This is a genomic window from Streptomyces sp. NPDC051217, assembly GCF_044455465.1.
Classification (GTDB): domain Bacteria; phylum Actinomycetota; class Actinomycetes; order Streptomycetales; family Streptomycetaceae; genus Streptomyces.
This window is the reverse complement of record NZ_JBITEV010000010.1, coordinates 138,250-161,811: the sequence shown is the minus strand read 5'-3', so window position 1 is coordinate 161,811 and position 23,562 is coordinate 138,250. Positions and strand designations below refer to the sequence as shown.

20 protein-coding genes, 1 tRNA gene and 2 pseudogenes are annotated in these 23,562 nt (G+C 70.3%); 9 read left to right on the top strand and 14 right to left on the bottom strand.

The window, feature by feature from the left end; all coding sequences use genetic code 11:
* Nucleotides 1-19 precede the first annotated feature (19 nt).
* A complete protein-coding gene (locus ACIBBB_RS22745) occupies nucleotides 20-1,702 on the bottom strand; it encodes a sodium:solute symporter family protein (RefSeq protein ID WP_398984692.1) in 1,683 nt (560 codons plus the stop codon).
* Between the two features lie 220 nt (nucleotides 1,703-1,922).
* Here ACIBBB_RS22745 and galT point away from each other — a divergent pair, with 220 nt between their 5' ends.
* Genes galT through galK form a run of 3 tightly spaced genes read left to right on the top strand, consistent with a single transcriptional unit; the run spans nucleotide 1,923 to nucleotide 5,091 of the window.
* Nucleotides 1,923-2,969 (top strand): galactose-1-phosphate uridylyltransferase, encoded by a 1,047-nt coding sequence (galT, locus tag ACIBBB_RS22740; RefSeq protein WP_398984690.1) that lies wholly within the window; start codon nucleotides 1,923-1,925, stop codon nucleotides 2,967-2,969.
* On the top strand, nucleotides 2,966-3,934 hold the full coding sequence (gene galE / locus ACIBBB_RS22735; RefSeq protein WP_398984688.1) for a UDP-glucose 4-epimerase GalE: 969 nt from the start codon (nucleotides 2,966-2,968) through the stop codon (nucleotides 3,932-3,934). The genes galT and galE overlap by 4 nt, the downstream gene beginning before the upstream one ends.
* Nucleotides 3,931-5,091: a galactokinase gene (galK, locus tag ACIBBB_RS22730; protein ID WP_398984686.1), complete on the top strand. Its 1,161-nt coding sequence runs from the start codon at nucleotides 3,931-3,933 to the stop codon at nucleotides 5,089-5,091. The genes galE and galK overlap by 4 nt, the downstream gene beginning before the upstream one ends.
* A gap of 180 nt (nucleotides 5,092-5,271) precedes the next feature.
* Here galK and ACIBBB_RS22725 read toward each other — a convergent pair whose 3' ends face one another.
* Nucleotides 5,272-5,715, bottom strand: coding sequence for a GNAT family N-acetyltransferase (locus ACIBBB_RS22725; protein WP_398984684.1), 444 nt, complete (start codon nucleotides 5,713-5,715; stop codon nucleotides 5,272-5,274).
* A gap of 256 nt (nucleotides 5,716-5,971) precedes the next feature.
* Between ACIBBB_RS22725 and ACIBBB_RS22720 the strand changes: the two genes are divergently transcribed.
* Nucleotides 5,972-6,742, top strand: a complete 771-nt coding sequence (locus ACIBBB_RS22720; RefSeq protein ID WP_398984682.1) for a LuxR C-terminal-related transcriptional regulator — start codon at nucleotides 5,972-5,974, stop codon at nucleotides 6,740-6,742.
* 28 nt (nucleotides 6,743-6,770) lie between these two features.
* Here ACIBBB_RS22720 and tamR read toward each other — a convergent pair whose 3' ends face one another.
* Nucleotides 6,771-7,268, bottom strand: a complete 498-nt coding sequence (gene tamR / locus ACIBBB_RS22715) for a MarR family transcriptional regulator TamR (RefSeq protein WP_398984680.1) — start codon at nucleotides 7,266-7,268, stop codon at nucleotides 6,771-6,773.
* A gap of 131 nt (nucleotides 7,269-7,399) precedes the next feature.
* Between tamR and ACIBBB_RS22710 the strand changes: the two genes are divergently transcribed.
* Complete coding sequence (locus ACIBBB_RS22710; RefSeq protein ID WP_398984678.1) at nucleotides 7,400-8,269, top strand: trans-aconitate 2-methyltransferase; 870 nt, start codon at nucleotides 7,400-7,402, stop codon at nucleotides 8,267-8,269.
* 108 nt (nucleotides 8,270-8,377) lie between these two features.
* On the opposite strand, the gene ACIBBB_RS22705 is transcribed toward ACIBBB_RS22710, so the two are convergent.
* Together ACIBBB_RS22705 and ACIBBB_RS22700 are read right to left on the bottom strand one after the other, a co-directional pair.
* A complete protein-coding gene (locus tag ACIBBB_RS22705; RefSeq protein WP_384318564.1) occupies nucleotides 8,378-9,070 on the bottom strand; it encodes a TetR family transcriptional regulator in 693 nt (230 codons plus the stop codon).
* Entirely contained in the window at nucleotides 9,067-10,077 is a 1,011-nt protein-coding gene (locus ACIBBB_RS22700; RefSeq protein WP_398984676.1) for an acyl-CoA desaturase, read from the bottom strand. Before ACIBBB_RS22700 ends, ACIBBB_RS22705 begins: the two co-directional genes overlap by 4 nt.
* Before the next feature lie 296 nt (nucleotides 10,078-10,373).
* Between ACIBBB_RS22700 and ppc the strand changes: the two genes are divergently transcribed.
* Nucleotides 10,374-13,097, top strand: coding sequence for a phosphoenolpyruvate carboxylase (gene ppc, locus ACIBBB_RS22695; RefSeq protein WP_398985013.1), 2,724 nt, complete (start codon nucleotides 10,374-10,376; stop codon nucleotides 13,095-13,097).
* A gap of 238 nt (nucleotides 13,098-13,335) precedes the next feature.
* Here the strand turns inward: ppc and ACIBBB_RS22690 are convergent, their stop codons facing one another.
* From ACIBBB_RS22690 to ACIBBB_RS22660, 7 genes and pseudogenes are all read right to left on the bottom strand, one after another.
* On the bottom strand, nucleotides 13,336-13,806 hold the full coding sequence (locus ACIBBB_RS22690) for a hypothetical protein (protein WP_398984674.1): 471 nt from the start codon (nucleotides 13,804-13,806) through the stop codon (nucleotides 13,336-13,338).
* Between the two features lie 98 nt (nucleotides 13,807-13,904).
* Nucleotides 13,905-14,501 (bottom strand): aminoacyl-tRNA hydrolase, encoded by a 597-nt coding sequence (pth, locus tag ACIBBB_RS22685; protein ID WP_398984672.1) that lies wholly within the window; start codon nucleotides 14,499-14,501, stop codon nucleotides 13,905-13,907.
* A 123-nt stretch (nucleotides 14,502-14,624) separates the two neighbouring features.
* Nucleotides 14,625-15,215 (bottom strand): 50S ribosomal protein L25/general stress protein Ctc, encoded by a 591-nt coding sequence (locus tag ACIBBB_RS22680; RefSeq protein WP_398984670.1) that lies wholly within the window; start codon nucleotides 15,213-15,215, stop codon nucleotides 14,625-14,627.
* A gap of 213 nt (nucleotides 15,216-15,428) precedes the next feature.
* Nucleotides 15,429-16,406 carry a ribose-phosphate diphosphokinase gene (locus ACIBBB_RS22675; protein WP_398984668.1) on the bottom strand — a complete coding sequence of 326 codons (978 nt, stop codon included), beginning with the start codon at nucleotides 16,404-16,406 and terminating at the stop codon, nucleotides 15,429-15,431.
* A gap of 110 nt (nucleotides 16,407-16,516) precedes the next feature.
* Nucleotides 16,517-17,965: a bifunctional UDP-N-acetylglucosamine diphosphorylase/glucosamine-1-phosphate N-acetyltransferase GlmU gene (gene glmU / locus ACIBBB_RS22670; protein WP_398984666.1), complete on the bottom strand. Its 1,449-nt coding sequence runs from the start codon at nucleotides 17,963-17,965 to the stop codon at nucleotides 16,517-16,519.
* A 118-nt stretch (nucleotides 17,966-18,083) separates the two neighbouring features.
* Nucleotides 18,084-18,154, bottom strand: a tRNA-Gln gene (locus tag ACIBBB_RS22665).
* Between the two features lie 11 nt (nucleotides 18,155-18,165).
* Nucleotides 18,166-18,652, bottom strand: a pseudogene (locus ACIBBB_RS22660) (hypothetical protein).
* A 157-nt stretch (nucleotides 18,653-18,809) separates the two neighbouring features.
* On the opposite strand from ACIBBB_RS22660, the gene ACIBBB_RS22655 reads away from it, so the two are divergent.
* On the top strand, nucleotides 18,810-20,156 hold the full coding sequence (locus ACIBBB_RS22655) for a sensor histidine kinase (RefSeq protein WP_398984664.1): 1,347 nt from the start codon (nucleotides 18,810-18,812) through the stop codon (nucleotides 20,154-20,156).
* Between the two features lie 26 nt (nucleotides 20,157-20,182).
* Here ACIBBB_RS22655 and ACIBBB_RS22650 read toward each other — a convergent pair whose 3' ends face one another.
* Together ACIBBB_RS22650 and ACIBBB_RS22645 are read right to left on the bottom strand one after the other, a co-directional pair.
* Nucleotides 20,183-20,671: an SUKH-3 domain-containing protein gene (locus tag ACIBBB_RS22650; protein WP_398984662.1), complete on the bottom strand. Its 489-nt coding sequence runs from the start codon at nucleotides 20,669-20,671 to the stop codon at nucleotides 20,183-20,185.
* Nucleotides 20,672-20,678: 7 nt separating this feature from the next.
* Nucleotides 20,679-21,140: a YwqJ-related putative deaminase gene (locus ACIBBB_RS22645; protein WP_398985011.1), complete on the bottom strand. Its 462-nt coding sequence runs from the start codon at nucleotides 21,138-21,140 to the stop codon at nucleotides 20,679-20,681.
* Nucleotides 21,141-21,560: 420 nt separating this feature from the next.
* On the opposite strand from ACIBBB_RS22645, the gene ACIBBB_RS22640 reads away from it, so the two are divergent.
* Both ACIBBB_RS22640 and ACIBBB_RS22635 read left to right on the top strand, forming a co-directional pair.
* Nucleotides 21,561-22,538 (top strand): SMI1/KNR4 family protein, encoded by a 978-nt coding sequence (locus tag ACIBBB_RS22640; protein WP_189109560.1) that lies wholly within the window; start codon nucleotides 21,561-21,563, stop codon nucleotides 22,536-22,538.
* 5 nt (nucleotides 22,539-22,543) lie between these two features.
* Nucleotides 22,544-23,562: pseudogene (locus ACIBBB_RS22635) on the top strand (hypothetical protein); the annotation flags it as partial.

The following is a 23,562-nucleotide window of genomic DNA, read 5'->3' as shown; positions in this document are numbered from 1 at the left end:
GTGTGTGCCTCCGTTTCGATCAGAAGGAGTACGGGATGTAGCAGAGCGCGGCGATGACGATCGCGCCCCAGCCGAGCAGGGCGGGCTTGCGGTACCAGGCGTCGTCGCCCTCGGCCGGGGCCTCCGACATGCCGGGTGAGGTCGTCCCGTAGACCAGGCCCGCGAGTTCGGACTCCGGCTTCGGGGCGGTGAACAGGGTGACGGCGACCATCACCACGGCGCCGGCGACGAAGCCGACGATCGCGGAGACGAAGTTGGCGCCCTGGTCGCTGGGGATGTCGATGACGCCCTGCTTGTAGATCCAGAAGTAGTTGACCATCGCGGCCGTCGTACCGGCGACCAGACCCCAGGCGCCGGACTTCATCGAGGCCCGCTTCCAGAACATACCGATGATGAAGACCACGAACATCGGCACGTTGAAGAAGGAGAACAGGGTCTGGAGGTAGCTCATGATGTTGGAGAAGCTGGCGGCGATGAAGGCCGTGCCTATGGAGGCCAGTACGCCGATCGCGGTGATGAGCCGGCCGAAACGCAGGTAGTACGTGTCCTCCCGGTCCTTCACCACGTACTTCTGCCAGATGTCGGTGGTGAACACGGTGTTGAAGGACGACACGTTCGCCGCCATGCCGGCCATGAAGGCGGCCATCAGACCCGTGACGGCGATCCCGAGCACACCGTTCGGCAGCAGCTCCTGCATCAGCAGGGGGATCGCGTCGTTGTACGTCAGGTCCGAGCCCGCCGTGCCTATCTTCGGCACGATCACGGCGGCGACCAGCCCCGGGATCATCACCAGGAAGACGATGAAGATCTTCGGGAACGCGGCGATCAGCGGGGTGCGCTTGGCGGCGGAGAGGTTCTTGGCGGAGAGCGCGCGCTGCACCTCGGCGAAGTTCGTCGTCCAGTAGCCGAAGGAGAGCACGAAGCCGAGCCCGAGGATGATCGTCAGCCAGTTCGCGCCGAGCGGGTTGGCGTCGCCGATGCCCGTACCGCCCCAGGCGCTCAGGAAGTTCTCACCCTTGCTCGCGGTCAGCGAGTCGCTCAGCCCGTCCCAGCCGCCGACCCGCTTGAGGCCGAGAACGGTGAGGGGGATGAGCGCGGCGAGGATGACGAAGAACTGGAGCACCTCGTTGTAGATGGCGGACGACAGCCCGCCGACGGTGATGTACGCGAGGACGAAGAAGCCCGCGACGACGATCGAGACCCACTGGGGCCAGCCGAGCAGCGCCTCGACCACGATCGACAGGGCGTACAGGTTGACGCCCGCGATGAGGATGGCGGCGAAGGCGAAGAGGACCGAGCTGAGCAGGTGCGCCGATTTGTCGAAGCGCTGGAGCAGGAACTCGGGGACGGAACGCACCTTGGAGCCGTAGTAGAACGGCATCATCACCAGGCCGAGGAAGACCATGGCGGGGATCGCGCCGATCCAGTACCAGTGCACGACGGCCACGCCGTACTGCGCGCCGGTCGCGGCCATGCCCAGGATCTCCGTCGCGCCGAGGTTGGCGGCGACGAACGCGAGGCCGGTCACCCAGGCCGGCAGTGATCTGCCGGAGAGGAAGAAGTCGAGGCTGGTCTTGACGCTGGCCCGGGCGGCGAAGCCGATGCCGAGGACGACTATGAAGTAGATCGCGAGGATCGTGTAGTCGAGGCCGTTGGTGGGGAGCCGAAGCCCTTCGGCCAGGTAGTACGTGGGGGACTGCATGGGGGTACCCGCTTCGTCGCGTGAACGTTACTCGGAAGTCAGTTCGGAACCTACGCCTGTCCTTACAGATACTGAACACTTTTGATGGTGTTCTTTGTTCGATCGTGATCGAGTGAAGCAGCCGTTGACGTGCGTGTGGGCTCGTGGTTAGTTATGTTTGGTTCTGTTTGGATAACGGGCCCGGATTCTCCGGGGCCGGGCGGGCCCGGAGGAAAAATCGATGAAGAAGACGGTGACGGCCCTCGCCGACGGCCGGGAGCTGATCTACTACGACTCCCGCGACGACGCCGTACGCGACGCCGTGGACCTGCGGCCCCTCGAACCGATCTCCACCACCTCCGAGATCCGCCACGACCCGCTGCGCGGCGACTCGGTCGCCGTCGCCTCGCACCGCCAGGGCCGGACGTACCACCCGCCGGCCGGGGAGTGCCCGCTCTGTCCCACCGACGCAGCGGCGGGCAGGCTCAGCGAGATCCCCGACAGCGACTACGACGTCGTCGTCTTCGAGAACCGCTTCCCCTCCCTCGCCGGGGACTCCGGCCGCTGCGAGGTCGTCTGCTTCACCTCCGACCATGAGGCCTCCTTCGCCGCTCTCACCGAGGAGCAGGCCGCGCTCGTCCTCGGCGTATGGACCGACCGCACGGCCGAACTCGCCGAACTTCCGCAGGTGGAGCAGGTGTTCTGCTTCGAGAACCGCGGGCCCGAGATCGGTGTGACCCTTGGTCATCCGCACGGGCAGATCTACGCGTACCCCTTCGTCACCCCGCGAACCGAACGGATGTCCCGTTCCGCGGCCGAGCACCGGGCGGCCACCGGAGGCAACCTCTTCGACGACGTCCTGGAGCGCGAGCGCGCGGCCGACCGGGTGGTCCTGGCGGGCGAGCACTGGGTGGCCTTCGTGCCGTACGCGGCGCACTGGCCGTACGAGGTGCACCTCTACCCGCTGCGCCGGGTGCCGGACCTGCGGGGGCTGGACGAGGCGGCGCGTGAGGAGTTCCCGGGGGTCTATCTGGAGCTGCTGCGGCGCTTCGACCGGATCTTCGGCGAGGGGGAACCCGCGACGCCGTACATCTCCGCCTGGCACCAGGCACCGTTCCGTGCCGCCGGACGGGGGGACTTCGCCCTTCACCTGGAACTTTTCACCATTCGCCGCACGTCGGGCAAGTTGAAGTTCCTCGCCGGATCCGAGTCCGGCATGGATGCCTTCATCAACGACGTGCCGCCGGAGACCGCGGCCCGGACACTGCGAGAGGTAGCGAGCACGTGAGTGGCAAGTATCTGGTTACAGGCGGCGCGGGTTATGTCGGCAGCGTGGTCGCCACGCATCTGCTGGAGGCCGGGCACGAGGTGACCGTGCTCGACGACCTCTCCACCGGCTTCCGCGAAGCGGTCCCGGCGAGGGCGGAGTTCATCGAGGGCCGGGTCCACGACGCGGTCAAGTGGCTCGACCCCTCCTACGACGCGGTCCTGCACTTCGCCGCCTCGTCCCAGGTCGGCGAGTCCGTCGCCAAGCCCGAGAAGTACTGGGACAACAACGTCGGCGGATCGATGGCGCTGCTGGAGGCGATGCGCGCGGCCGGGGTCCGCCGGCTCGTCTTCTCCTCGACGGCGGCGACGTACGGCGAGCCCGTCTCCACCCCGATCACCGAGACCGACCCGACCGCGCCGACCAGCCCGTACGGGGCGACCAAGCTCGCCGTCGACCATATGATCGCGGGCGAGTGCGTCGCCCACGGGCTGGCCGCGGTCTCGCTGCGGTACTTCAACGTGGCGGGGGCGTACGGGAGTTACGGAGAGCGGCACGATCCCGAGTCGCATCTGATCCCGCTGGTCCTGCAAGTCGCCCTCGGGACGCGGGAGTCGATCGCGGTGTACGGGGAGGACTACCCGACCCCGGACGGCACGTGCGTACGCGACTACATCCATGTCGCCGACCTCGCCGACGCGCATCTGCTCGCGCTGAAGGCCGCGGTCGCCAGGGAGCACCTGATCTGCAACCTCGGCAACGGCAGCGGGTTCTCCGTCCGGGAGGTCATCGAGACCGTCCGTACGGTCACCGGGCACCCGGTGCCGGAAGTCGCGGCCACGCGCCGACCCGGCGACCCGGCGGTCCTGGTCGCCTCCGCCGCGACGGCGCGCGAGCGCCTTGGCTGGAGCCCGAGCCGCGCCGACCTGGCGGGGATCGTCGCGGACGCGTGGGCGTTCGCACGCCGAGAGGAGACACACGGGTGAGCACCGAGGAGAGCGTCGGCGCGCAGTTCGAGGAGCTGTACGGTTCGGCGCCGGAGGGCGTGTGGGCGGCGCCGGGCCGGGTGAATCTGATCGGCGAGTACACCGACTTCAACGACGGCTTCGTGATGCCGCTCGCGCTGCCGCACACCGCCGTCGCGGCGGTGTCGCGGCGGAGCGACGGCGTGCTGCGGGTGCACTCCGCCGACGCGCCGGGCGGCGTGGTGCGGCTCGCGCTCGACGAACTGGTGCCGCTCTCCGACACCGGCTGGGCCGCGTATCCGGCGGGCGTCGTATGGGCGCTGCGCGAGGCGGGGCACGCGGTGCCCGGCGCGGATATCCACCTCACCTCGACCGTGCCCACGGGCGCGGGGCTCTCCTCGTCGGCGGCGCTGGAGGTCGTGACCGCGCTCGCGCTCAACGACCTGTACGAACTGGGCCTGTCCGCACCCGAGTTGGCGGTGCTCGCGCAGCGCGCGGAGAACGCGTTCGTCGGTGTCCCGTGCGGGGTCATGGACCAGATGGCGTCCGCCTGCTGCACCGAGGGGCACGCGCTGTACCTCGACACCCGCGACCTCTCGCAGCGCCAGGTCCCCTTCGACCTGGCAGCCGTCGGGCTCCAACTGCTGGTCGTGGACACGCGGGTGAAGCACGCGCTGGGCGACGGCGCGTACGCGGAGCGGCGCGCCGGTTGCGAGGCCGGCGCGCGGGCGCTCGGCGCGCGCACGCTGCGCGAGGTGGAGTACGCGCATCTGCCCGACGCACTGGACCGGTTGGCGGGGGAAGCCGCGAGCGTACGCCGCTATGTCCGCCATGTCGTGAGCGACAACCACCGGGTGGAACAGGTCATAGCCCTGCTCGACGCGGGTGACGTCCGCGCGGTGGGCCCGATCCTGATCGAGGGCCATGTCTCACTCCGCGACGACCTGCGGGTCTCGTGCGCCGAACTGGACCTGGTGGTCACGTCGGCGGTCACGGCGGGCGCGCTCGGCGCGCGCATGACGGGCGGCGGCTTCGGCGGCTCGGCGATCGTCCTGGTGGAAACGGCGGACGCGGACACGGTGACGAAGGCGGTCGAGGAGGCGTTCGCGACGGCGGGCCACACGACGCCGCGCGTCTTCCCTGCGGTCCCCTCGCGGGGGGCGCGCCGGGTGGGCTGAAGCCTTCGGCCGGGCACGCGGGATGTCCGCGTGCGCACCTCTGTGACCTGTGACCCGCGGTCTCGCGGACCGCGGTCCGTGGCCGGCGTTCCGTGGCGCGGCCGCCTGCGGCCTTGCGGTTGCGTGGACCGGCCGCCCCTCGTTCCAGGGCCCGCTGGTCCGCCTTCCGTAGGTCCCCCCTCAGGTCAGGCGCTTGGTGAAGAAGTACTCGGTGACCCCCGGCGGGTAGTCGGGGATGTGGCCCGCCAGGTCGTAGCCCTGGCGGCGGTAGAACGCCGGGGCCTGGAAGTCCCAGGTTTCCAGGCGGGCGTGGAGGCAGCCGTGGGTGCGGGCCAGTTCCTCCGCCTCCGCCAGGAGGCGGGTGCCGAGGCCCGTGCCGCGGTGCGCGTCGTCGACCCAGAGCAGGTCGACATGGAGCCAGCGCGCCCAGATGTGGGCGGCGAGGCCGCCCGCCAGCGCGCCCGTCGACTCGTTCATCAGCCACACGTGCAGCGGGACTTCCTCGTCCTCGGCGGACCCCCGGAGTTCCCGCAGGACCGGCGAACGGGCCGTGTTGTTCTCCCGCAGCCGTATCCCCAGCAACGCGCGTCGTTCTTTGTCGACTTCTGTCTCGATACGAAACATGCGCCTCACCCTAATGGGACGCCGTCGATCAGTTCTGTAAATAGTCTTCCGCTCCGGGCGCCCGCCCGTACGCTGATGCACAGCACCGGTGGGGGCCGGTGCTGATCAGGGAAGCGAGACAGTCGGGTACGACGCCCGGGGTGGGTGGGCAGCCGCACGGCGGCGGCCGAGGCGGCACCGTGTCCACGCGACGCGATCCCCCTCTCTCCGGGCGCCGTACCCGCGTCGTCCGCGCCCCGACATCAGGGGGTGTCAATTGGTCCGTATCAGAGTTCTCGTGGTGGACGACCACCGCATATTCGCCGAGTCGCTGGCAGCCGCCCTCGCGGCGGAGCCGGACGTGGACGTCGCCGCCGCCGGCAGCGGTCCCGCCGCGCTGCGGTGTCTTGAGCGGGCGGCCTCCGAGGGGCGCAAGTACGACGTGCTGCTGGTCGACGCCGATCTGGGCATCGTCGCGGGTCAGGGCAGCGGCCCGGTGGCCCGCGCCGTGCCCGACCACGGCGAGGCCGGTCTCGGCCTCGTCGACGGCATCTCGCTGGTAGCGGGCGTCCGTTCGGGACAGCCGTCCGTGCGCTGCGTCGTCCTCGCGGAGAGGGACGACCCGAGCCGCGCGGCACTCGCGCTCCAGGCCGGCGCGTCCGGCTGGGTCGCCAAGGACTGCTCGCTGCAACGGCTGCTGGCGGTGATCAGGGGCGTCCTGCGCGACGAGACGCATCTGCCGCCCGCGCTGCTCACGAGCGTCCTGCGGGAGCTGACCGCCGCCCGTAAGCACCGCACGGACAGCGAGCGGCTGGTCGACTCGCTGACGCCGCGCGAACTGGAAGTGCTGCGCTGCATGGTGGCGGGCCTGGGACGCAAGGCGGTGGCCGAGCGCCTCTTCCTGTCCCCGCACACGGTCCGTACGCATATGCAGAACGTGCTCGGAAAGCTCGGCGTGCACTCGACACTGGCGGCGGTCGCGCTCGCCCGCCGGGCGGGAGTCGGTCCGGCGGATCTGGGCGGTACGGACGCGGTACGGGTCGGCTGATCCGGCTCAGAGGCCACCCGACAGGCTCTCAGCCGGGGATGTTGTCGAACGGCGCCGTCAACCGGCGCAGCAGCGCGGCCAGTTCGCCGCGCTGTCCGCGTGACAGTTCCCCGAGGATCGCGCGCTCCTGGGCGAGCAGCCCGGCCAGCGCCTGGTCCGCGCGGTCACGCCCTTCGGGGGTGAGCCGTACGAGGACCCCGCGCCGGTCGCTGGGGTCCGGCAGCCGCTCGACCAGGTCTTTCTTCGCCAGCCGGTCGATGCGGTTGGTCATCGTGCCCGAGGTGACCAGGGTCTGGGTGAGCAGCTGACCGGGGGAGAGCTGGTACGGCGCGCCGGCCCGGCGCAGCGAGGTGAGGACGTCGAACTCCCACGGCTCCAGGCTGTGCTCGGAGAACGCGAGACGCCGGGCCCGGTCGAGATGGCGCGCCAGCCTGCTGACGCGGCTGAGCACCTCAAGCGGCTCCACGTCGAGGTCCGGGCGCTCCCGGCGCCATGCTGCGACCAGACGGTCGACCTCGTCCTCCATGACGATCAGTCTAAAGGGTCCCTCGACATGAAGTCTCTTGACGTCAAGATATACTTGGGGGCAGGCTTGGGCATGGTCGGGCGCGGACGGCATTCCGCTCGACCGATCCTTATCCCGAGGGGGCCTCACACATGCGTTCGACAGCGAGTCCGGCGACGAATCCAGCACCCGGCCCGGGGTCCACCCCCGCACCGACCTGGGACCCGCAGCAGTACCTCCACCACTCCCAGCACCGCACCCGCCCGTTCCTCGATCTGCTGGGCCGGATCCCCGAACTCCCGAGCGGAGACCGGCCCGCACGGATTGCCGACATCGGCTGCGGCCCCGGCAATGTCACGGCGCTCCTCGCCGAACGGTGGCCCACCGCCCACATCACCGGCTTCGACCTCTCGCCCGAGATGCTGGCCGAGGCGGAGAAGGAGTACGCGGGCCCCACGCCCGGCGGCGGCCGGCTGGACTTCCGGCCCGCCGACGCCGCGCACTGGACACCCGACGAGCCGTACGACCTGATCGTCTCCAACGCCGCGCTCCAGTGGGTCCCGAACCACGCCGAATCCTTCGCGGGCTGGATCGACGCCCTCACCCCCGGCGGCACGTTCGCCTTCCAGGTCCCCGGCAACTTCACCGCCCCCAGCCACGCGCTGCTCGGCGAACTGTGCGAGACCCCGCGCTGGAGCAGCCGCCTCGACGCCCACGGCCGGCGCTTCGTCCACATACTGGACCCGGCCGACTATCTGGTCCGCCTCACCGACCTCGGCTGCACGACGGACGCGTGGGAGACCACGTACCTCCAGCTGCTCTCCGGGGAGGACCCGGTGCTGGACTGGGTCAAGGGCACGGCCCTGCGGCCCGTCCTGACGGAGCTGGCCGACGACCCGGAGGAGGCGGCGGAATTCCTCGGCCAGTACGGCGACCTGTTGCGCAAGGCGTACCCGCCGGGCCCGCACGGCACGGTGTTCCCGTTCCGCCGGATCTTCGCGGTGGCGAGAAGGCCGGTCTGACGCTCGTCCGCACCGGGACGACACGGGGTCCGGCCGCACCGGGACGACACGGCCTCATAGCGTCCCGGTGTCGTCCGCGGCGGAGATCAGGGGCCCAACGGCCCCGGCTCACACCTTGCGGTGGCCTATCAGTCGTGGCTTGGCCTCCAGATTGCCCAGGCCGTGCCAGGCCAGATTCACCAGATGCGCGGCGACCTCGTTCTTCTTGGGGCGGCGGGTGTCCACCCACCACTGGCCCGTGAGCGCCACCATGCCCACCAGGGCGTGGGCGTACAGCGGGGCCAGCTTCGCGTCGAAGCCGCGGGCCTTGAACTCCATGCCGAGGATGTCCTCGACCTGCGTGGCGATGTCACTGATCAGTGAGGCGAACGTGCCGGTCGACTGGGCCACCGGCGAATCGCGGACCAGGATACGGAAACCGTCCGTGTACTCCTCGATGTAGTCGAGGAGCGCGAACGCCGCCTGCTCGCACAGCTCGCGCGGATGGCCCGCGGTGAGAGAACTCGTCACCATGTCGAGCAGCTGGCGCATCTCGCGGTCGACCACGACGGCGTACAGCCCCTCCTTGCCGCCGAAGTGCTCGTACACCACCGGCTTGGAGACGCCCGCCTTCGAGGCGATCTCCTCCACCGACGTGCCCTCGTAGCCCTTCTCGGCGAACAGGGTGCGGCCGATGTCCAGCAGTTGCTCGCGACGCTCCTTGCCGGTCATCCGGACCCGGCGCGAGCGCCGGGGCGCTGCGGAGGTCCGGCTCTTGTCGGTGTCGCTCTTACCGCCGTCGATCGCCACGTTGCCAATCATGCCGCGTTGGGATGGTCAATTTTCCGTCGGGCGTTCAGTCGTCCGGCGTCGGGCCACCGCACACTGTGCACCCAGCCGAACACCTCGAACCAGCGGATCAGCCGGGCACTGGAGTCGATCTGACCTCGCAGCACACCGTGCCGGGCGCTCGTCGGGTCCGCATGGTGCAGGTTGTGCCATGACTCGCCACAGGACAAGACCGCCAACCACCACACGTTGCCTGACCGATCACGCGACTTGAACGGACGTTTGCCCACCGCGTGACAGATCGAGTTGATCGACCACGTCACATGGTGCAGCAGCGCCACCCGGACCAGCGAGCCCCAGAAGAACGCCGTGAACGCGCCCCACCACGACATCGTCACCAGCCCGCCGATCAGCGGCGGCAGCGCCAGCGACACGAACGCCCACAGCAGGAACTGCTTCGAGACCCGCCGGATCGCCGGATCCCTGATCAGATCCGGCGCGTACTTCTGCTGCGACGTCTGCTCCTCGTCGAAGAGCCAGCCGATGTGCGCCCACCACAGGCCCTTGAGCAGCGCGGGAAGCGTCTCGCCGAACCGCCACGGCGAGTGCGGGTCGCCCTCCGCGTCCGAGAACTTGTGGTGCTTACGGTGATCGGCGACCCAGCGGACCACCGGACCCTCCACGGCCATCGACCCCGCCACGGCCAGCGCGATCCGCAACGGCCGCGCCGCCTTGAAAGAACCATGGGTGAAATACCGGTGGAAGCCGACCGTGATGCCATGGCAGCCGATGAAATACATGGCGACGAGCAGGCCCAGGTCGAGCCAGCTCACGCCCCATCCCCAGACCAGCGGAACGGCGCCGAGCAGGGCGATGAAGGGCACGACGATGAAGAGGAGCAGTGTGATCTGCTCCAGTGAGCGTTTGCTCTCCCCGCCGAGTGTGGCGGAGGGAACCGAGGCGGCGAGGGGGAGGGAGGAATCGTCCGGCGCAGGCTGGGCCTGTGAGGAGTCGCCGAGAACGTCAGGGCTTGTCGACATGGGTGTGTCCCCTGGAAGTGTGGAATGCGGCATTCTGCCCGTCTACGGGCGCGTAACTTACGGCAACGTAAGTATGGCAGCGTGGAGGCACGCGACAAGGGGCCTGTGGATAACGACGCGCGAAGGCCACCTATCCTTGTGACGTCGGACAGCGCGGTCCGGTCGAACAATCTCTCCAGAACCTCTCCTCCCGACGTGCTCGAACACTGCAAGGAGCCGCACCTGTGAGCAGTGCCGACCAGATCCCGACCGGCGCCGGACCGACCGCCGACCGGCCGTCCGCCGCCGAGGGCACCGTGACCGAGAGCAGCACGACCGCCAATGTGGAGCTGCGCTCCGACATCCGCCGGCTCGGCGACCTCCTGGGCGAAACACTCGTACGCCAGGAAGGCCGGGAACTCCTCGACCTCGTCGAGCGTGTCCGCGCCCTCACCCGTGAGGACGGCGAGGCAGCCGCCGCGCTGCTCGGAGACACCGACCTGGAGACCGCCGCGAAGCTCGTCCGCGCCTTCTCCACCTACTTCCACCTCGCCAACGTCACCGAGCAGGTCCACCGGGGCCGCGAGATGCGCGCCCGCCGGGAGGCCGAGGGCGGGCTCCTCGCCCGTACCGCCGACCGCCTGAAGGACGCCGACCCCGAGCACCTGCGCGCCACCGTCAAGAACCTCAGCGTCCGGCCCGTCTTCACCGCGCACCCCACCGAGGCCGCGCGCCGCTCGGTGCTGAACAAGCTCCGCCGGATCGCCGAACTCCTCGAAGCCCCCGTCATCGCCGCCGACCGGCGCCGCCACGACCTGCGCCTCGCCGAGTCCATCGACCTGATCTGGCAGACCGACGAGCTGCGCGTCGTACGGCCCGAGCCCGCCGACGAGGCCCGCAACGCCATCTACTACCTCGACGAGCTGCACGCCGAAGCGGTCGGCGACGTCCTTGAGGACCTTGTCGCCGAGCTGGAGCGCGTCGGCGTCGAGCTGCCCCCCGGCACCCGCCCCCTCAGCTTCGGCACCTGGATCGGCGGCGACCGCGACGGCAACCCGAACGTCACCCCCGCCGTCACCTGGGAAGTGCTGATCCTCCAGCACGAACACGGCATCAGCGACGCACTGGAACTCATCGACCAGCTGCGCGGCCAGCTCTCCAACTCCATCCGGTACGCCGGCGCCACCCAGGAACTCCTGGACTCGCTCGCCACCGACCTGGACCGGCTCCCCGAGATCAGCCCCCGCTACAAGCGCCTCAACGCGGAAGAGCCGTACCGCCTCAAGGCCACCTGCATCCGGCAGAAGCTCGTCAACACCCGCGAGCGCCTCGCCAAGGGCACCCCGCACAACGAGGGCCGCGACTACCTCGGCACCGCGCAGCTGCTGGAAGACCTCACCCTCATCCAGACGTCCCTGCGCTCCCACCGCGGCGGACTCTTCGCCGACGGCCGTATGGACCGCACCATCCGCACGCTCGCCGCGTTCGGGCTCCAGCTCGCGACCATGGACGTACGCGAGCACGCCGACGCCCACCATCACGCGCTCGGCCAGCTCTTCGACCGCCTCGGCGAGGAGTCCTGGCGGTACGCGGACATGCCGCGCGACTACCGGCAGAAGCTGCTCGCCAAGGAACTGCGCTCCCGCCGGCCCCTCGCCCCCACCCCGGCGCCGCTGGACGCCGCCGGCGAGAAGACCCTCGGCGTCTTCCACACCGTCAAGCAGGCCTTCGAGCGCTTCGGCCCCGAAGTCATCGAGTCCTACATCATCTCGATGTGCCAGGGCGCCGACGACGTCTTCGCCGCCGCCGTCCTCGCCCGTGAGGCGGGACTGGTCGACCTGCACGCCGGCTGGGCGAAGATCGGCATCGTGCCGCTCCTGGAGACCACCGACGAGCTGCGCGCCGCCGACATCATCCTCGACGAGATGCTGGCGGACCCCTCCTACCGGCGCCTCGTCTCCCTGCGCGGCGACGTCCAGGAGGTCATGCTCGGCTACTCGGACTCGTCCAAGTTCGGCGGCATCACCACCAGCCAGTGGGAGATCCACCGCGCCCAGCGCAGGCTCCGCGACGTCGCCCACCGTTACGGCGTGCGCCTGCGGCTCTTCCACGGCCGCGGCGGCACCGTCGGCCGCGGCGGAGGCCCCTCGCACGACGCGATCCTCGCGCAGCCCTGGGGCACCCTGGAGGGCGAGATCAAGGTGACCGAGCAGGGAGAGGTCATCTCCGACAAGTACCTCATCCCGGCCCTGGCCAGGGAGAACCTGGAACTGACCGTCGCCGCGACCCTCCAGGCGTCCGCGCTGCACACCGCGCCGCGCCAGTCCGACGAGGCGCTCGCGCGCTGGGACGCGGCCATGGACACCGTCTCGGACGCGGCCCACCGGGCGTACCGCGAGCTCGTCGAGGACCCGGACCTGCCCGCGTACTTCTTCGCGGCCACCCCGGTCGACCAGCTCGCCGACCTGCACCTGGGCTCACGTCCCTCCCGGCGCCCGGACTCCGGCGCCGGACTCGACGGGCTGCGCGCCATCCCGTGGGTCTTCGGCTGGACGCAGTCCCGGCAGATCGTCCCCGGCTGGTACGGGGTCGGCTCCGGTCTCAAGGCGCTGCGGGAGTCGGGTCTCGACCCGGTCCTGGACGAGATGCACGAGCACTGGCACTTCTTCCAGAACTTCCTCTCCAACGTCGAGATGACCCTCGCCAAGACCGACCTGCGGATCGCCAGGCACTACGTCGACACCCTCGTGCCCGACGAGCTGAAGCACGTCTTCACCGCCATCGAGACCGAGCACGCGCTCACGGTGCAGGAAGTCCTGCGGATCACCGGCAGCGAGAAGCTGCTCGGCTCCAACCCGGTGCTGCGGCAGACGTTCGCCATCCGCGACGCCTATCTCGACCCGATCTCCTACCTCCAGGTCTCGCTGCTCGCGCGCCAGCGCGCGGCGGCGGCGCGCGAGGAGGCACCGGACCCGCTGCTCTCGCGGGCGCTGCTGCTGACGGTGAACGGGGTGGCGGCGGGGCTGCGCAACACCGGCTGACCGGGAGCCTGTTCACCGGGCGGGGGGGGGGGGGGGGGGGGGGGGGGGGGGGGGGGGGGCGGGCGCGGGGGGGGGGGGCGGGGCGGGGGGGGGGGGGGGGGGCGCCCCCCCCCGGGGGGGGGGGGCCGGGGGGCCCGGGGGGGGGGGGGGCGGGGCGGGGGGGGCCCGCCCCGCGCCCGTGTCCGTTCAGAAGTTCCGTTCGGAGGGCCCGTTCGGAGGCCCGTTCCGAAGGCCGGCGTCAGAGCGCGAAGAACGCCGCCGCCAGCAGCACCGCACCCGCGAGCGCCGTGCCCCACGCGGTACGCGTCAGCCGCAGCCCGCCGCCGACCACCGGCGCCGCCAGCAGCAGCGCGCCGCCGAGCGGCACCCACGCGAGCAGACGGCCGGACGAGCCCGCGCGGACCAGTTCGCCGGTGCCGGGCTTGCTCACCACCTCGTACTGCCGGCCCTTCTTCACCGCCACCGACCGCTCGATCGGAGTGCCGGCCCGAGGCCCGGCGCTCCCCTCCGGGTCGTACGTCCCCGTACACGTCGTCCCGCCGCACTCGGTGACGGCCAGCGTCCCGTGCTCGCGGCCCTTGGAGAGCAGCACATGCTGCGCCGTACCCCAGGACGTCCAGAAACCCGCGACGACCAGCAGCGCGGCGACGAACGCCATCGCGACACGACGGCCCACCGACAGTGCCAGTTGCGACGAGCTCCGCTTCATGGACCGCGATCCTTGGCCATCCGGACGCGGTCGGTCAACTTGTGGCAGACAAATGGTCGTTGAGTGGACAAGGGGTGTGCGAAGTATGTGCGTGTATGTCAGGAGTTGTACGCGCTCTGCGCCCGCTCCAGCCCTTCCGTCACCAGACACTCCACGGCGTCGGCCGCGCGGTCCACGGAAAAGTCCAGCTCCTTGCGCTCCACCGAGGAGAAGTCCTTCAGTACGAAGTCGGCGACCTGCATCCGCCCCGGAGGCCGTCCGATGCCGAACCGGACCCGGTGGTAGTCGGGGCCCATCGCCTTGGTCATCGACTTCAGACCGTTGTGACCGTTGTCCCCGCCGCCCAGCTTCAGCCGCAGCGTGCCGTAGTCGATGTCCAACTCGTCATGGATCGCCACGATGTTGGCCGTCGGCACCTTGTAGAAGTCCCGCAGCCCGGCGACCGGGCCCCCGGACAGATTCATGAACGACAGCGGCTTCGCCAGCACCACCCGCCGGCTGCCGGGCCCCATCGGCCCCACCCGGCCCTCCAGGACCTGTGCCTGGGCCTTCTGGGCGCGCTTGAACGAGCCGCCGATCCGGTCCGCGAGGAGATCGGCCACCATGAAACCGACATTGTGGCGGTTGGCCGCGTAACCGGGGCCGGGATTGCCCAGGCCCACGATCAGCCACGGGGCGGTCGCATCCGTCGTCATCTGCGCTGCGTCTCCTTGAGGACGAAGAAGAACGGGGTGGCGGGCACCGGCCCGCCACCCCGTCGGGCAAAGCGTTTCCCAGGACCCGTACCCGGGGCCCCGTACTCAGGATGAAGCCGAGGCTCAGGCCTCCGCGGCGGCCTCGTCCGCGCTCTCCTCGGCCGACGGCTCCTCCGCCTGCGCGGCCAGGACCTGGATGACGACCGCGTCCTCGTCGGTCACCAGCGTCGTGCCGTCGGGCAGCGGGACGTCCTTCGCCAGGATGGAGGCACCGGCCTCCAGACCCGCGACGGAGACCGTGACGGACTCGGGGATGTGCGTGGCCTCGGCCTCGACGGTCAGGGTGCTGAGCACGTTCTCCAGCAGGAACGGGCCCGGGGCCAGCTCGCCCTCGGTGTGCACCGCGACCTCGACCGAGACCTTCTCGCCGAGCTTCACCGCGAGCAGGTCGACGTGCTTGATGAAGCCCTTGAGCGCGTCACGCTGGACGGCCTTGGGAATGACGAGCTCCTTGCGGCCCTCGATGTCGACGTTCAGCAGCGCGTTGGCCGTCTTGAGCGCCATCATCAGGTCGTGACCCGGCAGGGAGATGTGGACGGGGTCGGCGCCGTGGCCGTAGACGACCGCGGGAACCTTGTTCTCACGACGGGTGCGGCGGGCGGCGCCCTTGCCGAACTCGGTCCGGACCTCAGCGGCGATCTTGATCTCAGCCATGGCTGCACTCCTCGTAGATGAATCATCGGTGACGACGGAACTGGTGGTCACCCGGCCACGACAGGCCTGCTACGAAGAGCGCGTCGATAACGGACAGCCGCGAATGAAAGCGGCCTCCCTCGCCGAGCAACTCACTGAGTCTACCCGGCGGGGAGGCCGCCCCAGAAATCGATCTTCAAAGCCCCGCGCGGGGGGCGTACGACGCGGCTACCGCTACGCCTGCTCGTCGAAGAGGCTCGTCACCGAACCGTCCTCGAACACCTCACGCACAGCGCGCGCGATCGTCGGCGCGATGGAGAGGACCGTGATCTTGTCCATCTCCAGATTGCCCGGATCGGGCAGCGTGTCCGTGAAGATGAACTCGCTCACCTGCGAATTCTTCAGCCGGTCCGCGGCCGGGCCCGACAGCACACCGTGCGTCGCCGTCACGATGACATCCTCCGCGCCGTGCGCGAACAGCGCGTCCGCGGCGGCGCAGATCGTGCCACCCGTGTCGATCATGTCGTCCACCAGGACACAGACCCGGCCCTCGACATTGCCCACGACCTCATGGACCGTCACCACGTTGGCGACGTCCTTGTCGCGGCGCTTGTGCACGATCGCGAGCGGCGCGTCCAGCCGGTCGCACCAGCGGTCCGCCACCCGTACCCGCCCGGCGTCCGGCGAGACCACCGTCAGCTTCGTACGGTCGACCTTCGTCGCCACGTAGTCCGCCAGGATCGGCAGCGCGAACAGATGGTCCACCGGACCGTCGAAGAAGCCCTGGATCTGGTCCGTGTGGAGATCCACGGTCAGGATGCGGTGCGCGCCGGCCGTCTTCATCAGATCCGCGACCAGACGGGCCGAAATGGGCTCACGCCCACGGTGCTTCTTGTCCTGCCGGGCGTATCCGTAGAAGGGCACGATCACGGTGATGCTCCGGGCGGAAGCCCGCTTCAGAGCATCGATCATGATCAGCTGCTCCATGATCCACTTGTTGATCGGAGCGGTGTGGCTCTGGATCAGAAAACAGTCCGCACCCCGGGCCGACTCCTGATAGCGCACGTAGATCTCACCGTTGGCGAAATCGAAAGCCTTGGTCGGCACTATCCCGACGCCCAGAGTGTGGGCGACCGACTCGGCCAGCTCGGGGTGGGCGCGGCCGGAGAAGAGCATCAGCTTCTTCTCGCCGGTCGTCTTGATCCCGGTCACAGCACAGTCTCCTCAGACGTGTTGATTGCTGCTGCACCCGCGCGTGCCTGCGAGTCAGCCGAACGTGAGCATCTATCACGGTACGCGCTGAACGGAGCGCCTGTTTCCGGTCAGCTTTCGAGCGCGAGCTCGTCGGAGGCCGCGGCGGCGGCCTGCGCGGCGGCACTCCCCGGCCGCTTACGAGCCACCCAACCCTCGATATTCCGCTGCTGGCCCCGCGCGACGGCCAGCGAACCCGACGGCACGTCCTTCGTGATGACCGATCCGGCGGCGGTGTAAGCACCGTCCCCGACAGTGACGGGCGCCACAAACATGTTGTCTGAACCTGTCTTGCAGTGTGAGCCGATCGTCGTGTGGTGCTTCGACTCGCCGTCGTAGTTGACGAACACGCTCGCCGCACCGATGTTCGTCTGCTCACCGATCGTCGCGTCACCCACGTACGACAGATGCGGCACCTTCGAACCGTCCCCGATCGTCGCCTTCTTCATCTCGACGAACGTCCCGGCCTTCGACTTCACGCCGAGCTTCGTGCCGGGACGCAAGTACGCGAACGGGCCCACCGAAGCCCCCTCGCCCACCTCGGCGTCGATGGCCACCGTGTTGTCCACGCGGGCGCCCTCGCCCACCATCGTGTCCGTCAGACGGGAGTTGGGGCCCACCTCCGCGCCCTCCGACAGATGCGTCGAACCGAGCAACTGCGTGGCCGGGTGCACGATCACGTCCGGCTCGTACGTCACCGTCACATCGATCAGCACCGAACCCGGATCGACCACGGTCACACCGGCCGTCATCGCCCGCTCCAACAGCCGCTCGTTCAGGAGCCGGCGCGCCTCGGCCAGCTGTACGCGGTTGTTGATGCCCAGGATCTCGCGGTGGTCGGCCGCGACCGACGCGCCGACGCGGTGCCCGGCCCCGCGCAGGATGCCGAGGACATCGGTCAGATACTCCTCGCCCTGGCTGTTGTCCCTGCTGACCTTGGAGAGCGCGTCCGCGAGCAACTGCCCGTCGAAGGCGAACACCCCGGAGTTGATCTCCCGTACCGCGCGCTGCTCGTCCGTCGCGTCCTTGTGCTCCACGATCCCGGTGACCGCGCCGCTCGCCTCGTCCCGCACGATGCGCCCGTACCCGGTCGCGTCCGGCACCTCGGCGGTCAGCACGGTGACGGCGTTGCCGTCGCTCTCGTGCTGCGCGGCGAGCGCGGCGAGCGTCGGACCGGAGAGCAGCGGGGTGTCGCCGCACACGACGACGACGGTGCCGTCGGGGGCCTGCCCCAACTCCTCCAGGGCCATCCGGACGGCGTGCCCGGTGCCGTTCTGCTCGGCCTGGAACGCGGCACGCACACCGTCGTACGTACCGGACAGATGCCCCTCGACCAGCTCCCGCGCGTGCCCGACCACGACGACGAGATGCTCGGGCTCCAGCTCGCGCGCGGCGGAGACGACATGACCGACGAGCGAGCGCCCGCAGATCTCGTGCAGAACCTTGGGGGTCTTCGACTTCATACGGGTGCCCTCACCCGCTGCGAGGACGACGACGGCGGCCGGGCGGTTGGCGCTCACGGGAATGCCCTTCGGCTTCGGATGCTTGGCGTGACGGACATCCGCAGGATACCGGGGGGTTTCGGGACGGAAACGAAGGCGGGTCCTGACCGGAGAGGTCAGGACCCGAACTGCGCGGCTCCCGGAGAAGGATTCGAACCCTCATTCAATGGACCAAAACCATTTGTCCTGCCCTTAGACGATCCGGGATGGTATGCCAGTTATGTCCGCTTTGCTGGGTCGGACAAAAGCGCAGCCCCTACTATGCCGCACCACCAGCCCTCCACGCGACGATATAGGTCCGCACTCCGGAGCACCCGAATACTGAGGCAGCCGTGGTAGCCCTCGCCGATGTTCTTGCGGTTCGTCTTCGGATTGTGCTTCTTGACGGTGGTCTTGCTGAGGCGGGACGTGTCTACGCCCACGACTCCCGCCCAGAATCGCTCGGCGCTCGAAGCGTCGGCGGTCTCGTGGATGTGTACGTGGTAACGCAGCCGATCGCCGATGCCTCCTCCCGCGTTCGCTTCGGCGGCTTGGGCAGATCCCGTACCCATAACGAGATCGAACTCTTCGAGCACCCCAGCTCCAGCTGTTCTGGACCTGGATCCGGTCGCGGATCTGGCGGCGGCTCAAGGCCTCCCGGCGCAGCGCCACAGCCCGCTCTCTGAGTGCCTCGAAGTCGGCGTATTTGGCGTTGATTGCTGTCATGTTGGAGATCATCGTCCGGAATCCGGACGTCCGGCTCGAAAGTCTGGTCGGTTCGCCGGATCGTGTGATCGACGTCCGTTCCTCTTGTGCGGGGGCCGTTCGCGTGCTGATAGCACTCGTCGGAAATTGTGTCGCGGGCGCCCGTAGGCTGGACGGCATGACCACAACGGGGGCACACGAGGAGGCCGAGGGTTCGACCGCCCGCGGGCTCTGGTGGTGGAGACGGCGGCGCAGTGTCGTGCTGGATGTGGGGCTGGCCGGTGGGTCCGCCCTGGAGTGTGCGTTCGAGGGGATCCGGTTCGCGGGCAACGCCCGGTTGCCGGTGGCCCTCGGGGTGGTTTTCGGGGTGCTGGTCGGGTCCGTGCTGTTGGTGCGGCGGCGCTGGCCGATGGCCGTCGTGCTCGTCTCCGTCTCCGTCACTCCCGCCGAGATGGGCGTGCTGCTCAGCGTGGTCGGGCTCTACACGCTCGCCGCCTCCGACGCGCCCCGGCGGATCATCGGGGCGCTCGCCGGTATGTCGCTCGTCGGGACGCTCATCGTCGCCTTCGTACGGACGCGGCAGGACGTCGTGGGCTCGGACCTCGCGTCCGCGACGCGCTGGTACATACCGCTGATAGCGGTCTTCATGGCGCTGAGCCTTTCCCTGCCGCCCGTACTCCTCGGCCTCTACGTAGGAGCCAGGCGCCGGCTGATGGAGAGCCTGCGGGAGCGCGCCGACAGTCTGGAGCAGGAGTTGTCGCTGCTCGCCGACCGGGCCGAGCAGCGGGCGGAGTGGGCCCGTACCGAGGAGCGGACGCGGATCGCGCGGGAGATGCACGACGTGGTGGCGCACCGGGTGAGTCTGATGGTGGTGCATGCCGCCGCGTTGCAGGCCGTGGCGTTGAAGGACCCCCAGAAAGCCGTGAAGAACGCCGCGCTGGTGGGGGACATGGGGCGGCAGGCGCTGACGGAGCTGCGGGAGATGCTCGGTGTGCTGCGCGCCGGAGAGCAGCAGGCGGCCCGGAAGGGGGCCGGCGTGGGGCCGGGGGGCGGTGCGGGCGGTTCGACGGTGCCGTTGGCCTCGGTGGGTGCCGCTGCCGCTGCCGCCGCTGCCGCCGCGGCGGAGGACGGGCCCGGTATGCGCGACATCGAGACGCTGGTCGGTCAGTCGAGGGACGCGGGGATGGTGGTGGAGTTCGCGGTGCAGGGGGTGTCGCGGGCGTACGCGCCGGAGGTGGAGCAGACCGCGTACCGGGTGGTGCAGGAGGCGTTGACGAATGTGCACAAGCACGCGGCGGGGTCGAAGGTGATGGTGCGCCTGGCGCACCGCGACGCCGAGATAGCGATGCAGGTGGAGAACGGCCCGTCGTACGGCGTCGCCGACGCCGGGCTGCCCAGTGGCGGCAACGGGCTGGTGGGGATGCGGGAGCGGGTGCACGCGCTGGGCGGGGTGTTCGTGTCGGGGGAGACGGACGCGGGGGGTTTCCGGGTGTCGGCGGTGCTGCCGGACCGGGCCGCGGCGTAGGCCCTGTGGCTGCTGGGTACCGGTGCTCAGTCCGAGGTGAGACGCTGCGGCTGCGCCCCCGTCACCAGCGCCGCCAGGGCGTGGTCGATGTGCGGGCCCAGAAACCAGTCGCCCGTGTGGTCGATGGAGTAGACACGCCCCGTGGCGTCGACCGCGAGTACGGCCTGGCCGTCGCCCTCCTCGCCGATCGGGCTGATCTCCGTGTCCAGGGAGCGCCCGAGGTCGCCGAGCGTACGGGCGAAATGGATCCCGGCCAGCGGGTCGAACCGTACCGTCGTCGGCGCGATCTGCCGCCCCGGTCCGGGTCCCGTCACCGTCAGCCCGCCGAACTCCGCCCAGATCTCCACGACGGCCGCGAACACGGCGTGCACGTGCCCCGCGGGGGTGATGTGGGCGCGCAGCGTGTCCGCCCACTCCTCGGCCTGCCGCATGTCCCAGCGGCCCGGCTGCCAGCCGGCCTCGCGCAGGGCGACGTCGACGTTGACGGGGAATCTGGTGGTGGTGAGGTCGGGCACGGGGTGGTCAGCCGTTCTGCGTCGGGTCGACGGGGCGTACGCCGAAGTGGGCGAGCATCGCCGAACAGGAACGGCAGGGCGGCGCGTAACTGCCGTGGAGCGGGTCGCCGTCCTCCCGGATGCGGCGTGCGGTGAGTTTGCCGTGCTTGAGGGAGCGGCGGGCCTCGCCGTGGGTGAGGGCCTTGCGCTGGGCCCGTTTGGAGCGGGAGCCCTCGACGGCGGCGAGGTGCCGCGACAGCAGGATCGCCTCGGGGCAGCGGCCGGTGAATCGTTCCCGCTGGCCGCTGGTGAGGGTGTCCAGGAAGTCCTGTACGAGGGGGTGCAGGGCGGGCGGCTGATCGGCCTTGCCCGCGGTGCACGTGAGATTTTCGCCACGCACGGAGAGCGCGGCGGCGACGGCGGGCAGGATGCCGTCGCGGCGCTGGCGCAGGGCGGGCGGCCGGTGCGGTTCGGTGCTGCTCCAGCTCAGGCGCGGGTCTCCGGAGGCGTCACCTGCCGAGGCGGCGGCGGTGGTCCTCGCCGCTCGCTCACCGGCGTTGTCGGTGCCGGGGTGCTCCGACGGCGCCCCCGGGCCGGCGGGTGCGCGGAGTCGTGGATCCCCCGAAGTGTCCTGTTGTGCTGTGTGCAAAGCGTCGTCCCTCTCTGCCCAATCCCCACGCAATCCCCCGAGTTGCGGGGGACAGCCTGCCAAATGTGACATGCCGTGGGGAAGCCGGGGCGGTATCGGGGCGCGCCGTCGTCGCTGCGTGACCTGGGGTGACCCGTTGTCACCGGTACCCGAACGGACGCACCGGCGGCGGTCTTCGAGGGGCCGGAGGGGCGGCGTCCCCCATTGCTTCACCGCATAGGCTGTGCCGAACCAGTCAGAAGCCAGCAGGGGGCATCCGCCATGACGACAGGTCGGCTCGGGCAGCAAGCCGCGCCACCGAATGCGGCCTACGCCGGGCAGGTCGTGCATTTCCCGGACCCGGTCCGGGCCTCCCGCCACCCCAGGGGTGTGCCGGTGGACGGCAACGGCTTCCCGGACTTCTCGCCGTACGCGCGCGCGGCCGCCGAGATCGCCGAACCCCCCGAGGGCTTCGGCGTGGACGAGTTGCGGCTCACGGACTACGTGTCCGCCAACGCCGCGCTGCACGCCGCCGGTCACGACCTGTGGGACACCATCCCCTCCGTGGCCACCCCGCACGGCTGGACCTGGCACCACGCGGCGGGATCGCGCCGGCTGCTGCTGGTGCCGGTGGAGGTCAAGGCGCTGTTGCGGCATCACGGCGGGCTGGCCACGACGCTGGTGGATCACGGCAAGCGCGGGACGCGGCCTCTTCAGGAAACAAGGCCGGTGCACTTCGGGCTGCCGAAGAGCTCGGTGTCGGTGACCGAGCAGCAACTGCTCGGTGTGGAGGAGGATCTCGGGTACCGGCTGCCCGGCCCGTACCGCACCTTCCTCAAGGCGGCGGGCGGTTGCGCCCCCGTCGGCGCGGCACTTGACGCGGAGCTGGGGCTGCTGGTGGACCAGCCGTTCTTCACGGTGCGTGAAGAGGCGGCGGTCAACGACCTGTTGTACGTCAACAAGTGTCTGCGGGACCATCTGACCAAGGACTATCTGGGCGTGGCGTTCGTCCAGGGCGGCATTCTGGCGCTCAAGGTGCGGGGCGATCAGGCCGGTTCGGTCTGGTTCTGCGCGTACGACGACGCGCGTGACCGCGACGGCTGGAGCGTGCAGGAGCGGGTGGAGCGCCTGCTGCTGCCCTGTGGTGCGGACTTCGACGCCTTCCTTACGAGGCTGGCGGGCAATCCGCCGGAGCTGGACACGGTGGCGAACCTGATGGTGGACGGCGGCTTCGCCCGCGCCGTCCCGGTGGAGGGATGAGCGCGATGGTGACATTCGCTCAGGCGCAGGAACGCGCGGACGAGTGGGTCAACGGTGACGTGCCCGCGTATCAGCACCGTGAGGTGCGGGTGCGGGAGTTCGAGCTGGGGTTCGTGGTGTGGGCGGAGGACCGGGCGGACGGTCCGAGGTCGGACGGCGGAGTCCAGCGGCTGGTGATCGCGAGGGACAGCGGTGAGGCGACGCTGTGGCCGGGGCTGCCGGTGGGTGAGGTGATCCGGCGCTACGAGGAGGAGTACGGGTCGCAGGCGGGGGCTCCCGAGCCGCCGAGGGCGCCGCAGCGTATCGATCTGAACCAGACGTCCTTCCTGCTGACGCCGCCGGAGTGGTTGCAGGACGCGGCGGACAAGTTGGGGACCCCGGGGGCTTCGGGCGCGGGCGCGGGCGCGGGTTCCGGCCCCCGCTCGGGCGCGGCTCCCGCCGGGCCGTCCGTCCCCGCTCCCGCTTCCGCGCCCGAGCCGTCGGCCACTCCGGCCGGGGCGACCCCCTGGGCCGGTACGGACACCAACGCCGCCAATGACGACGGATCCGTGGGTCTCCCGGCGACGGTTTTCGCACCCCCGCTGTCCGGGATGGACGACGACGGTACGCCGCCGCCCGGTCTGGCGGCCGAGGCGCCGACGGCGCTGATGTCGGGCGGCAGTCAGCTGCCGCGTACGACGATGGCCCCGGGCCTCGGTCCGGCGTCCCCCGCGCCCGGCAGCCCCGGTGACATCGCCGCCGCGGCGACGAGCAAGGCGACGGGGCCGCCGCGCGGCGCGCGTGGCGGCCCGCCGGCTCCGCCCGGTGCCCCGGGGGTGCCCGGCGCCCCCGGCACCCCCGGTGTTCAGCCGCCCGCTCCGGGTGCGCCCGGCGCGCCGGGCGGTGGCTATCAGCCGACGCAGTTCGCCTCGCACCTCGGCCCTGGTGGGCCCGGTACCCCTCCGCCTCCGCCCGGTGCCCCGGGTGCGCCTGGTACGCCTCCGCCCGGTGGTGTGCATCACGCGGCGACGATGTTGGCGGATCC

Bases quoted from the DNA above. Each gene is read 5' to 3' on its own strand.
- ACIBBB_RS22745 (WP_398984692.1), bottom strand. From the start codon at position 1,702: ATGCAGTCCCCCACGTACTACCTGGCCGAAGGGCTTCGGCTCCCCACC.
- galT (WP_398984690.1), top strand. From the start codon at position 1,923: ATGAAGAAGACGGTGACGGCCCTCGCCGACGGCCGGGAGCTGATCTAC.
- ACIBBB_RS22725 (WP_398984684.1), bottom strand. From the start codon at position 5,715: ATGTTTCGTATCGAGACAGAAGTCGACAAAGAACGACGCGCGTTGCTG.
- tamR (WP_398984680.1), bottom strand. From the start codon at position 7,268: ATGGAGGACGAGGTCGACCGTCTGGTCGCAGCATGGCGCCGGGAGCGC.
- ACIBBB_RS22710 (WP_398984678.1), top strand. From the start codon at position 7,400: ATGCGTTCGACAGCGAGTCCGGCGACGAATCCAGCACCCGGCCCGGGG.
- ACIBBB_RS22705 (WP_384318564.1), bottom strand. From the start codon at position 9,070: ATGATTGGCAACGTGGCGATCGACGGCGGTAAGAGCGACACCGACAAG.
- ACIBBB_RS22700 (WP_398984676.1), bottom strand. From the start codon at position 10,077: ATGTCGACAAGCCCTGACGTTCTCGGCGACTCCTCACAGGCCCAGCCT.
- ACIBBB_RS22690 (WP_398984674.1), bottom strand. From the start codon at position 13,806: ATGAAGCGGAGCTCGTCGCAACTGGCACTGTCGGTGGGCCGTCGTGTC.
- pth (WP_398984672.1), bottom strand. From the start codon at position 14,501: ATGACGACGGATGCGACCGCCCCGTGGCTGATCGTGGGCCTGGGCAAT.
- ACIBBB_RS22680 (WP_398984670.1), bottom strand. From the start codon at position 15,215: ATGGCTGAGATCAAGATCGCCGCTGAGGTCCGGACCGAGTTCGGCAAG.
- ACIBBB_RS22655 (WP_398984664.1), top strand. From the start codon at position 18,810: ATGACCACAACGGGGGCACACGAGGAGGCCGAGGGTTCGACCGCCCGC.
- ACIBBB_RS22640 (WP_189109560.1), top strand. From the start codon at position 21,561: ATGACGACAGGTCGGCTCGGGCAGCAAGCCGCGCCACCGAATGCGGCC.